The organism is Microbacterium sp. NPDC076768, from assembly GCF_040687205.1.
Lineage (GTDB): Bacteria > Actinomycetota > Actinomycetes > Actinomycetales > Microbacteriaceae > Microbacterium.
Window position 1 is genome coordinate 117,773 of the sequence record NZ_JBFBMU010000002.1, and the last position, 11,762, is coordinate 129,534.

Here is an 11,762-nt window from a genome sequence, read left to right on the forward strand (position 1 = left end):
CGTGGCGCATTCCTCATGGCCGGAGCACAAGGCCAGCGTCATTCTGTTGCCCAGTGGGGAGCAGGGCGAGGCAGTTCTCGAGGTGGCCAGGGAGTGGACGCGCATGGGGCTCATTGGGCCAGCGCTGTGGGTGCGGCCAGAGCGGGTTCGCCGCCTGGTCAGCGGACCCCCGCGGATCGGGGCGACGATTGTGGCGTTGGACGCCGATCACCAGCTCCGAGAAGTGGAGGTCGACCTCTTCGAATCGCTCGCGCGCGAGCACCTCGCACGCGTGCGGCTGGTGAAGCTCCGCTCCGCCGTCCCGTCTCGCGAAGTGGATGCGGAACAAGACGAGATCGCTGGACACGTGGGCGACTACCTCACCAAAGCGATGCCGATGGCGGTACCGAGAGCGAATATCGTCGATCAGGTCACTGACCTGGTGCGTTTGACGCTGATTTGTGCGCCGACGGAGTTTCAGCTTCAACAGCGCGTGGACTGGGCAGCTTCCGAATACGGCACCGTCGTTATCGCATCGCCGGAAGACCGAGCTTCTCCGTGGTCAGGTGATGCTTTTGTGCGCGACAATCAGCGCTTCGTTGGGTTCGCGATGATGCATCTCGCAAGCGTTGCCGGGCTGTGGAGTGGCATGAATGCCGGCACCTTCGAGCTGATTCCGAGTGAAGCGTCAAATCAACAGAGCGTCTGGGTTTCGCGTGTGTTCCTCAACGCGATCATCACCGAGGCTCTGGGGCGTCGCACCGCGGCTCAAGTGCTCGATCTCGTGGCACAGGCTGACTCTTTGATCATCGACCCGAGTGCGGGCTCGCCACCAGCGGGGACCGCCTTTATCGAAGATGAAATGGTCGCGGCATACATCGAGCAGATGGTCGACGCTTCGATGCGACTCGATCAGGAGTCGTTGAGTTTTCATCCTTCGTCCGCCGAAGAAATGCCCGATCAGGGGCGATGGGGAATCAAAGATCAACTCCGCAGTTTCGGCTCGTTCGGTGTCGACAAGGTCGCCGCGATGCCGAGGTGGACTCGCCGGTGGTTCACTTCGCGCACGGAGAGAGCGCTCACGTCAAAGCTGCAAACGGCCGACGGCACCCATGTGGTGGGCAGCGATTACGACTCTGTTCTTGATGCGCGCGACGCTCTGCTGATCGCCCGTCGGGATGGGATCTTCGAGTCCGAGCGCGCCGCGAGAGCGGCCATGGCCGCGCCGGTGAGTGTGAGCACGCTGCGCACGACGCCTCGACTGTGGGCGCGGCTGCGCGAGCTGGTGTTTGGCTCGCTCGACGGGAGCTCCGATCTGTCCGAACTCGGGTTCGCGCCTATCGAACAGAAGGTTCCCGTTTTTGGTCGTGTATCGGATGTGTTCCCCTCGCCAGATGATGTGTGGAGCGTCGATGACGGGCCAGCAGATCTATCGCTACCCATCGATTGGAACACCCTCGCCAACGGCGACCCACGCGGGCAGCTGATTGAGTGGATGGATAGCGGCAGGCAGCACGCCGCGCGCGCGGTTGACGAGGCTGAGCACGCAGAAGCCGCATATCTGGTCGCCTCGGTAGTGCCCGAGCCCGCGACCGTGACGGAGCCCGAGCCCGAGCCCGAGCCCGAGCCCGAGCCCGAGCCCGAAGACGAGCAAGCCGCGGCGGCAGAACCGGACACGGAGGCAGAGCCAGCGGAAAAGCCAGAGCCAGAGGCAGAGCCGGATGCGGAGCCAGCGCCAGAAACCGAAACCGCAAATGAGGTCGTATACACATCGTTGCCTGGTGTGACCGACGCGCAAGCGGAGGTACAACGTGAACAGATGCGTCAACGCCGTGACCAAGCAAAATCAGCAGCAGAAGCGGCAGAAGCAGAGCGGCAACGACGGGAAGAAGCCGTCCGAAGCTACGATTCCTGGGCAGTAAGCAAGGATCGTTCTTTCGCCTGGCGGCTGTTCAACCGTCTCGCCGCTGATCGGCATGCAGCCCGCGACGCTGTGAACTACTACGCACGTGAGGTCGATCGGCTGCAGATCCCCGCTCCGGGGGAGCTGATTAAACTCCGCAAGGCTTTCCACCGCTCCACGCTCGTCACCTGGGTGATCGTCGCTGCTGTCGCGGCCCTGATCATTCTCCTTCCTCTCTGGTTTTCCGAGTTGCGCCCGCGAGCGGAGCGTGCGGGACTCTGGTACCCAGAAGACTGGATGACAGTGCTGATAGCAGTGGGAGTCGGAGCGATTCTCACCACGGTGTGGCTCGCCGCCTATCACCGCGGATGGTCGTCGTTCCAGCGACAGGTTGACCTCACCCATGCGCACCTCGCGTTTGTCGCCTCTGCATCCAGAAACGCTCGTCGGGAGCTTTCCCGGCTGACATCCCTGCATCAGCAGACCGTGGATTGGTTGGATCTGCTTGCGCGTGCCGTGCACAAACCCTGGCGTATCCGTCCGGAGTGGCAGACCAAGCCGGATTACGATGTGGCGCGCGACTCTCTTCCTTTCGCTATGAGCGTCGGCACGGTTGTCGAAAGTGACTACTCATCCGCGACCCGGTTGCGAAGAATGACAACCGAGCATCTGGTGCGCAGAGGCTGGCGTGCCGAGGCTTTCGAAGACCTTGTGCGTGCAGTGGGGGCAGAACTGGGTCAAGACGCCGCTGCTTTCGGCGTCGGTGCTCTCGACGAAGATCTTCCACACTCCTCGAACAACACGAGACGGATGCTGCGAGACGGGATGAGCCGAGATGCGGTGCTCACACGCGTGGCTGCGCCGCGTCTGCGGTCCCTCATGCAGGAGATTCAACGCAGTGCGCTTCATGGAAGTAAGCCTCCGGTGGAATCGATTCAAGACAACCCGCTCGATGTGCTCGCAGCGATGAGAGACTCGATCGCTCCAGACGAAGGAATTGCCTGGGACGAGTTCTTGGTGGATTCTCTCGCCGGACGTCGCGAACCTGTCACACCGTTGAGTACGAGTTGGATGTCGCAACGTCAGATTCAAGACGGCCACCACGAGCAGGTTACGAGCTATTTGGTGCTGCCTGACCGACTCCGATCTGCCCTTGACTTCAATGAGGATGCGCCGATCACGATGGTTCCTTTTCACGGGGCAGGGCTGGCTGCGATCGATCTCGTGTGGCGATCCGACGTCGTCGGCCCCGTGCCGGTCGGCGCGGTCGGGCTGTGGCATGGCGAGCATTCGCAGGCGACAGAACAGGCTGACCTGCACGATGGCGACTCGGGAGTCTAAGAGGTGACCAATCTTCCTCCACGGCCAGGAAAACGAGCCGTGAACGCTCCGCCGGCACGCGCACAATCGTGGCCATCGACAACAGCGGGATCCGGTGAATCGCCGAAACCTGGCGCAGACACGGCGTCCAGGTGGGGGCGCGCAAAATGGTGGGTCCTCGGCGGCGTGGTTGTGCTGTGCATCGGCGGCGCTTTCGCCGCCGGATACGCGACAGGTCAGGCTTCGCATGCAGTGCCCACCGCTCAGTCGGATTCGGATGCGCCTGCTGTGCCTTCAGAGGCGCCGTCTCAGGAGACAGGGGCGTCTACAAGCACCACGCCTGACGCGAGCCCGGTGCCACCGGTGTCGCCGTGGATCGACAGTCTCGACTCGTTGTCGTCGGCGGCCGGAAACACGCCGCCCGCTTACGATCGCGCGCTCTTCGGGCAGCCTTGGGCAGATGTGGACCGCAACGGCTGTGACACACGCAACGATATCCTCGGGCGCGACCTCGTCGATCCTGAGTTCAAAGTGGGAACCGGCGACTGCAAAGTCATCTACGGCACGCTGACGGATCCGTACGATGCGACCACGGTGGAGTTCGTTTCTGGGACGACGACGTCTGTTCTTGTGCAGATCGATCATGTCGTTGCTTTGGCCGCGGCATGGCGTGGAGGTGCCTATGCCTGGACGGATGAGGAGCGCGAGACGTTCGCCAACGACCCCGTGAACTTGATCGCGTCGTCGCAGAAGACGAACCAAGCAAAGAGCGATCACGGTCCGGCAGAGTGGCTGCCATCAACGGGCGTGCTCCAATGTCGCTACGTCCAACAGTGGGTTGAGGTGTATGACCTGTACGACCTGAGCGTGGACGAAGAAGATCGAGCTGCGGCCAGGGACGTTCTGCAACAGTGCTGAGCGTTACGCTGGCCGGATGCTCTCTGCATCCAAGCTCGTCCCCGGCGACCGCATAGCGATCCTCTCACCAGCCTTCGCCGCTCCCGCCGTCGCGCCAGTGCTGCACGAACAAGCGATGAGGCGCATCGAAGAGCTCACAGGGCTCGTTCCGGTGGAGTATCCGACCACGCGCGAGCTCGACTCCACACCAAAAGCCCGGGCCGCAGATGTGAATGCGGCCTTCGCTGAACCGAGGATCCGGGCAATTCTTGCGACGATCGGGGGCGACGACCAAATGCTCGTGGTGCCGCACCTCGACCCGGCGTTGCCTCTTGCCGATCCGAAGCCGTTCGTCGGGTACAGCGACAATACGAACATCCTCAATTGGCTGTGGGGTCTTGGGGTGCAGGGCTATTACGGTGGCTCTACGGCGGTTCACCTGGGGCCAGGACCCACGGTGGACGACGTGCACTTGCGTTCGCTGCGTGCGCTGCTTCTGGATGGCGGCGAACTCGAAGTCACCGAGCCTGGGGAGTCGGAAGACGTGGGGCGCCGATGGCACGACCCTCGCGCACTTGTCGAATTTGGTGACCGAGTTCCCACAGACCCGTGGGCGTGGGGCGGACCGGCGAAGCGTGTCGAAGGACAGACCTGGGGCGGATGCCTCGAAGTAATAGACGGCCTTTCCTTCGTTGACCGACTGCCGCAGACGGAGACGTTGAATGGCGCGATTCTGCTGTTGGAAACGAGCGAGGAGCGGCCACCAGCGAGCTGGGTGGCACGCTGGTTGCGCGGGTTGGGGGAGCGGGGCATCCTCGCCGCTGCGTCGGCTGTCGTCGTCGCCCGTCCGCCAGTGAGTGACTTCGACTTCCGTCCATCCGCAGCAGAGGCCGATTCGTTGCGAGCCGCGCAACGAGATGTGGTCTTTGATGTGGTCGGGCGGTACAACCCCGAGGCTGTTGTCTGTGTGGGGCCGCCCTTCGGTCACACTCGACCGCAGTGGATCCTGCCATACGGCGGATCAATGGTGGTCGACGGGATGACGCGCACGATCACTGCTGCGTACTGACACCTCGTCCGAGGTCGTCGTCGTAGTCTTGGTCTTTTGTTTCCGGGGTGAAGATCAACGCCACGAACGTCAAAACCCCCATCGCTGACAGGTACAGTCCGACAAGCCCCGGGGCACCGTCTGCCGCAGACCACAACCACAAGGCGATTATCGGAGCCAGAGCAGCGCCGAGAATCGACGACATGTTGTACGCGATCGCCGATCCTGTGTAGCGCACGTTGGTGGGGAAGAGCTCTGGCAGCAGTGCTCCCATCGGCCCGAAAGTTGCTCCCATCAACACAAACCCGAACACCAGGAACGCCTGCACGAGCGCCCCCGTGAACTTCGGATCGACGGCGGGGAGCAAGAACATGTTGAACGAGAAGCCGAACACGATGATGACTCCGGTGACCCAGAGCAGAAGCTTGCGCCTTCCGATCGAGTCGGCGATGGGTCCGGAGAGCAGGGTGAAGATACCGAAGAACACCACGCCGATGATCTGCATCAGCACAAAGTCGGTGTAGCCGAAGCCGAGGCCAGGGTAGAACTGTGCGGCGAACTCAGCGGCGTTGAAGTCCGTGCCCGAGGCCTCAGCGGCTGCTTGCGCTGCGGCGGAGGCAGTCTCGAGCGACGCTGCTTTTGTGCCGTACGCGAGTGTGAAGTTTGTCATCAGGTAAAACAGCACATAGGTCGCCAGCATGATGAACGTGCCGAGGATGAGCTGCTTCCAGTGGTAGCGGAAGGCCGTCGCGATCGGGATCTTGCGGATGGTTCCCTTGGTTTCTGCCTTCTTAAACGTGTCAGATTCCACCAGCTTCAACCGCACCCACAGGCCGACGATTACCATCACAGCCGAGAACAAGAACGGGATGCGCCAGCCCCAGGCAAGGAACGCTTCAGATTTGAGCACCGGGTTTTCGGAGTGGGGGAGCAGCCAGTTGATTCCGAGGAACAAGAAGTTGGCGATGATGAACCCCAGCGGTGCACCCAACTGGGGGAAGGTGCCGTACCAGGCGCGCTTACCTTTCGGAGCATTTTCTGTCGCCACCAGCGCAGCCCCCGACCATTCGCCGCCGAGCGCGAACCCCTGAGCGAGACGCAGAATCAGCAGCAGCAGCGCCGCCCACCAACCGATTTGTTCGTACGTGGGCAGTAGCCCGATGACGAACGTCGCAATGCCCATCGTGAGGAGCGACGCAACGAGTGTGGCTTTGCGTCCGAACTTGTCGCCAAAATGGCCGAAGATGACCGCGCCGATCGGGCGAGCGATCATCGCAGCACCAAAAACGGCGAACGATGACAGGAGTGATGTGGTGTCGTTCCCTGTCGGGAAGAACAGCACAGGAAAGACAAGTACTGCCGCTGTCGCGTAGGCGTAGAAGTCGTAGAACTCGATCGTTGTACCGACCAGGCTCGCGGTGATGACACGCGAACGCGGGTTCGCTGGCACAGTGGCAGTACTCATGAAGCTCCTCCGATCAGCCCCTGGTATACCAGGGGACTCGGGTGAGCTTACGCCTTTCTGAGTGTTTCCTGTATGCGACTAAAGTCAATAAGTCGCTGTGTTTAGCGGCTCAACGCCAGATCGTCGCAATTCCGGCGTTGACCGCGGTAAGGATACCGACGAGCCAGAACACAGCTGGCGGCACTGTGCCGGTCTTGCGCTGCTTGCCGGTGCCGATACCGAGCAGAGCGCCGATCGCCAACAGAATCACAAGCTTCGTGCCGATCTTGGCGTAGTTCATGCTGTCCACGCCCTCTGGCAGACCCCACGGGGCGGCGAGCGCGAGGCCGGCGAGCAACGCGATGCTCATCCCGACGCTCATCAGGCGGGTGAACTCCCGCTTGCCGCCGAACGCCTGAACCGCCCATGATCCGAACAGAACAGCAAATCCGATGAGGTGCACGAATAGAACGATGTGGCGCAAGGTCTCCATGGCTTCACCGTACGAAGCTGAGCGATATTTTGCCACCAAGGGCAGGCTGACCTCAGCCGACTAGTGCCTCAGCCGCGCAGGCCTTTGATCACGAGCGCCGTACGCAGCGCCGCGTCAGCGGCCTCTGCGCCCTTGTCTTCCTTTGACCCTTCCAGGCCTGCACGGTCGAGTCCCTGTTGCTCGTCGTCGAGGGTGAGCACGCCGAAGCCGACAGGCTTGCCCGCGTCTAGCGACACCCGTGTGAGGCCATCTGTGGTCGCGGCAGAGACATACTCAAAGTGCGGGGTGCCGCCGCGGATGATGACCCCGAGTGCGACGACGGCGTCCGCCCCACCGGCAAAGGCGGCCTGCGCGGCGATCGCCAGCTCGAATGACCCGGGAACGCGCACCAGCTGGTGTGCGGCGTTGGCGGCGTCCAAAACTCGTTCAGCCCCCGCGATCAGGGCATTGGAGATCGTCTCGTGCCAGGTGCCAGCAATAATGACCACATTCAGGCCGCGGCCATCGATGTTTCCTGTTTCGGGTGCTCCTGCGCCACTCATTTCTTGTCCTTTCCGCGAGCGAGTGCCTCTGTGAGTGCGGCTTCGCCGATGATGTGACCCATCCGGTCACGCTTTGTCTCTAGATACTGATGGTTGTTGGGGCCCACCCCGACGATCAGTGGCACCTGCTCGACGACATCGAGTCCAAGCTCGCGCAGCTGATCGACCTTGTCGGTGTTGTTGGTCAGCAAGCGCACCTGCGAAACTCCGAGATCAGCGAGGATCCCGGCGGCAGCGGCGTAGTCTCTGGCGTCTGCGGGGAGCCCCAGAGCGAGGTTGGCATCGACGGTGTCGAGGCCCTCTTCTTGCAGGCTGTAGGCGCGAAGTTTGTTGATGAGGCCGATCCCTCGCCCTTCGTGCCCGCGCATGTAGATGACGACGCCGCCCTCGTGCGAGATTGCGTCGAGCGCAGAGTCGAGCTGTGGTCCGCACTCACACTTCAACGATCCAAAAGCCTCACCGGTCAGGCACTCGGAGTGCACGCGCACGAGAGCCGTTTCGCTGAGCTCCCCAGACACCACCGCAATGTGATCGGTGCCGGTGAAGCGATCCTTGTATGCCAGAAAACGGAACGTGCCGTGTGTCGTCGGCACTGTCGCGTCTGCGCGCAGGCTTACGCGGCGCGCGCGCAGTGCGGTCGGCGTTGCACCGTCCGGGTCGATGTCGTTGAGATGCGCGATGAGCTGCTCGATTGTGATCACGGGAACGCCATCGCGGGCTCCCAACGTGATGAGCCCTGGCAGGCGCATCATGCTGCCGTCTTCGTCAACCACTTCTGCGATCGCACCGACGGGCTGGAGCCCCGCAAGCTTCATCAGATCGACGGCGGCTTCGGTGTGTCCGCTGCGTTCGCGCACGCCACCGTCCACCGCGCGCAGCGGCAGGACGTGCCCTGGGCGGATGATGCTGGTGGCCGTCGACTCGGGGTTCGCCAGCACATTCAGCGTGTGTGCGCGATCGTGCGCGCTGATCCCCGTGGTGACGCCCTGCGCGGCATCGACGCTGACGGTATAGGCCGTGGAGCGAGCATCTTCGCTTGCGGCGACCATCGGGGGGAGGTTGAGGTTGTCGGCGAGATCGGTGGGCATCGGAGCGCAGATGAAACCGGACGACCAACGCACTGTCCATGCCACCCATTCAGGCGTAGCGAGCTCGGCTGACAGGATGACGTCGCCCTCGTTCTCACGGTTCTCGTCGTCGGCGACGAGCACGGGACGCCCGGCACGGAGTGCTTCCAGGGCCTCTGGGATTGTGGAAAGGCTCATCGCGAGCCTCCTTCCGATGTGGCGCGGAACGCGAGCAAACGCTCAACGTGACGGGCGAGGATGTCGGTTTCGAGATTGACGCGATCTCCGACGACGCGACTGCCGAGGGTGGTCGCGGTGAGTGTTTCAGGTATCAGCGACACCTCAAACCAGTGCCCCGACCCCTCTGCTCCGGCCCCTGAGCTTGTCGAAGGGCCCCCAGTTTCGGTCCCTGAGCTTGTCGAAGGGCTCACCGCACTCACCGTCAGCGAGGTGCCGTCGACAGAGATTGACCCCTTGTCGACAACAAGCGGGGCAAGGTCGTCTGGCAAGCTGATGCGCAGCACGCTCCACTTTGCGCCCGGCCGCACTTCGAGCACTTCTCCGACGCCGTCGACGTGTCCCTGCACGATGTGTCCACCGAGCCTGGCGCCCACCGGCATCGCCTTTTCGATGTTGACCCGCGTGCCGACGGTGACGGAGCCGATGGCGGCGACGTCGAGCGTCTGTTTCATCACATCAGTGTCGAAGGTGTCTGAGGTGGAACCCACCACGGTGAGGCAGACTCCCGAAACGGCGATGGATTCTCCGTGCACGGCGTCTGCGGCAGCGCGAGGCGCGCGCACTGTCAACCGCCAGCCGTCGCCTGCGGGCGCGATGGCGGTGATCTCACCCAGCTCTTCGATGATTCCGGTGAACATCAGACGGCTCCTTCGTTTTCAGGATCAGGTTGCGCCGCGAGGTGTGCGATCGCGAGCAGGTCGTCGCCGAGGGGAACCCATTCCTCAACAGTGAGACGGCGAGCCTGAGAGATAGTGGGCACCCCGATCTCGGTGAGGGCGAGTCGATTGCCGCCGAGCAGCACAGGGGCGATGTACGCGAGTACGCGGTCGGCAAGTCCTGCCTCTATGAAGGCGCTGGCGAGGGTCGGTCCACCTTCGACAAAGAGGCTTTGGATGCCTCGCGCGTGCAAATCGGCCACCACGGTGCGGAGGTCGTGCGTGTCAAAGAAGAGGGGAGCGTGCGGGTGCGTGCGCACGGCGGCATCGGCGGGGGTCGGGCGTGCGCCGATGACCACCGGGATCGGCTGATGGGGGAGCATCGTGTCGCCAGCCCGTGCGGTGAGCGCAGGGTTGTCGGCCAGCACCGTACCGGTGCCGACAGCGATGGCGTCGGCCTCCGCACGGCGGCGGTGCACATCAGCGCGTGCGGCTGGGCCGGTTATCCACTGACTCGAGCCGTCTTCGGCCGCCGCGCGACCATCGAGGCTCTGCGCCCACTTGATGGTGATGTGTGGGCGGCCGAGAGCCTGCGCGGTGAGCCAGGTGGAGATCAGGGTGTGCGCGGCTTCTGCCTGTTCGCCAGCTTCGACCTCGATGCCGGCGGCGCGTAGCCGCTCGGCTCCTCCGCCAGATTGTGCTCCAGGGTCATCGAGTGCGTAGACCACGCGGGAGATGCCGGCCTCGATCAGCGCGAGAGCGCACGGACCGGTGCGTCCGGTGTGGTTGCAGGGCTCCAACGTGACGACGGCGGTCGCGCCTCGCGCGGCGTTTGGCGCAAGTCCAGACAGAGCATCTACCTCGGCGTGGGCGGTACCGGCTCCGTGATGCCATCCTTCGGCGAGGATTTCGCCCTGGGGGGAGACAATGACGGCCCCGACCTGAGGGTTGGCCCCGCGCGGTCCGCGGGTGGCGAGGTCGAGAGCGCGCTTCATAGCGCTGCGTTCTGCGGCGTTCACTGCCATCCGTGTCCTCCTCTGAGGCTCCGGAAGTGCGAGGGGATGGCGGAACGGACGCACGTATGCGTCTCGTGCTGCCTCCCTTCCGGACTAGCGAGGTTTCCCCCGCATCACCGTCGGTTCCGGAATTTCACCGGATCAGCATTTCGATCACTCGAAACGCTCGCGGACTATCACCGCCGGTTCGGATTCACACCGACCCCGGAGCACGTTGTTGCTTTGAGTGTACTCAACGCGGTGGTGTGAGTTTCATTCCCGTTGCCCAGTAACGGGCGCCGTCGCTGAGGTGTTACTTCAAGAGCCGCGATAGTCGGCGGTCGGCGAGCAGTTTTCCGCCGGTCTGGCACGTGGGGCAGTACTCCAGTGATCGGTCGGCGAAGAACACGCTCTGCACGACGTCTCCACACACCGGACATGTCTCGCCGCGGCGTGCGTGCACGTGCATTCCTCGCCGCTTCGTATCTTTGAGGTCGGCAGGTGGCTTGCCTGATGCTGCAGCCACCGCCTCGGTCAGTGTTGTGCGCAGAGCATCAAACAACCGATCGATCTCGCTCGCGTCGAGCTTCGCGGCGATGGCATACGGCGACATCCGGGCGGCGTGCAAAATTTCATCGGAATAGGCGTTGCCGATGCCGGCGATCACTGCTTGATCGCGCAGGAGTCCCTTGATCTGGGTGCGCCGATCTTCGAGAAGCCCCGCAAACACATCGCGAGTGAAGGCGGGATCAAGGGGATCCGGTCCGAGCCTTGCGATACCAGGCACTTCTTGCGGGTCGCGGACGACGTAGACGGCCAGCGACTTCTTGGTGCCAGCTTCGGTGAGGTCGAAACCGCTGCCGTCATCGAGCGCGATGCGTAGGGCGATCGCCGACTTTCCGGGCTTGATGACGGTCGCCGGCAGAGTTTCATACCAGCGCAACCACCCCGCTTTTGCGAGATGGAAGACCAGGTGAAGGTCGGTGCCAGCGGAGAGCACGACGAACTTTCCGTGCCGAGCGGATCCTGTGATCGTGGCGTTCTGCAACGCCGTGATCGGTGGGTCATAGGTCTTCAGGGCAGAGATAGCGGCGACCGTGGCACGGGTGATCGTGCGGCCCATCGTGCGCTCAGCGAGGAAGACCGCAAGACCGTGAACCTCTGGCATCTCCGGCATA

Annotated in this window: 10 protein-coding genes and 1 riboswitch; of the genes, 3 read left to right on the forward strand and 7 right to left on the reverse strand. The window is 63.1% G+C overall.

Annotated elements, in window-relative coordinates; genetic code table 11:
- Position 1 precedes the first annotated feature (1 nt).
- The 3 genes from AB0O87_RS06980 to AB0O87_RS06990 are packed head-to-tail and all read left to right on the forward strand — an operon-like array spanning position 2 to position 5,168.
- Positions 2–3,223, forward strand: a complete 3,222-nt coding sequence (locus AB0O87_RS06980) for a hypothetical protein (RefSeq protein WP_363513273.1) — start codon at positions 2–4, stop codon at positions 3,221–3,223.
- A 39-nt stretch (positions 3,224–3,262) separates the two neighbouring features.
- Complete coding sequence (locus tag AB0O87_RS06985; protein ID WP_363513276.1) at positions 3,263–4,120, forward strand: HNH endonuclease family protein; 858 nt, start codon at positions 3,263–3,265, stop codon at positions 4,118–4,120.
- Between the two features lie 16 nt (positions 4,121–4,136).
- Entirely contained in the window at positions 4,137–5,168 is a 1,032-nt protein-coding gene (locus tag AB0O87_RS06990; protein ID WP_363513279.1) for an LD-carboxypeptidase, read from the forward strand.
- Here the strand turns inward: AB0O87_RS06990 and AB0O87_RS06995 are convergent.
- The 7 genes from AB0O87_RS06995 to AB0O87_RS07025 all read right to left on the reverse strand — a co-directional run bounded on the left by AB0O87_RS06995 (position 5,152) and on the right by AB0O87_RS07025 (position 11,761).
- Complete coding sequence (locus tag AB0O87_RS06995; RefSeq protein ID WP_363513282.1) at positions 5,152–6,612, reverse strand: MFS transporter; 1,461 nt, start codon at positions 6,610–6,612, stop codon at positions 5,152–5,154. The two genes, AB0O87_RS06990 and AB0O87_RS06995, sit on opposite strands and share 17 nt — an antisense overlap.
- A gap of 109 nt (positions 6,613–6,721) precedes the next feature.
- The gene (locus AB0O87_RS07000; RefSeq protein ID WP_363513285.1) at positions 6,722–7,084 is read right to left on the reverse strand and encodes a Fe-S protein; all 363 of its coding nucleotides are present in this window, start codon (positions 7,082–7,084) and stop codon (positions 6,722–6,724) included.
- A 68-nt stretch (positions 7,085–7,152) separates the two neighbouring features.
- On the reverse strand, positions 7,153–7,626 hold the full coding sequence (gene ribH, locus AB0O87_RS07005; protein ID WP_363513287.1) for a 6,7-dimethyl-8-ribityllumazine synthase: 474 nt from the start codon (positions 7,624–7,626) through the stop codon (positions 7,153–7,155).
- Entirely contained in the window at positions 7,623–8,891 is a 1,269-nt protein-coding gene (ribA, locus tag AB0O87_RS07010) for a GTP cyclohydrolase II (RefSeq protein WP_363513290.1), read from the reverse strand. Before ribA ends, ribH begins: the two co-directional genes overlap by 4 nt.
- On the reverse strand, positions 8,888–9,571 hold the full coding sequence (locus tag AB0O87_RS07015; protein ID WP_363513293.1) for a riboflavin synthase: 684 nt from the start codon (positions 9,569–9,571) through the stop codon (positions 8,888–8,890). Before AB0O87_RS07015 ends, ribA begins: the two co-directional genes overlap by 4 nt.
- Entirely contained in the window at positions 9,571–10,614 is a 1,044-nt protein-coding gene (gene ribD / locus AB0O87_RS07020) for a bifunctional diaminohydroxyphosphoribosylaminopyrimidine deaminase/5-amino-6-(5-phosphoribosylamino)uracil reductase RibD (RefSeq protein ID WP_363513296.1), read from the reverse strand. Before ribD ends, AB0O87_RS07015 begins: the two co-directional genes overlap by 1 nt.
- A 62-nt stretch (positions 10,615–10,676) precedes the next feature.
- A riboswitch (FMN riboswitch) is annotated at positions 10,677–10,821 on the reverse strand.
- Between the two features lie 76 nt (positions 10,822–10,897).
- The gene (locus AB0O87_RS07025) at positions 10,898–11,761 is read right to left on the reverse strand and encodes a DNA-formamidopyrimidine glycosylase family protein (protein WP_363513299.1); all 864 of its coding nucleotides are present in this window, start codon (positions 11,759–11,761) and stop codon (positions 10,898–10,900) included.
- Between the last annotated feature and the right edge of the window lies 1 nt (position 11,762).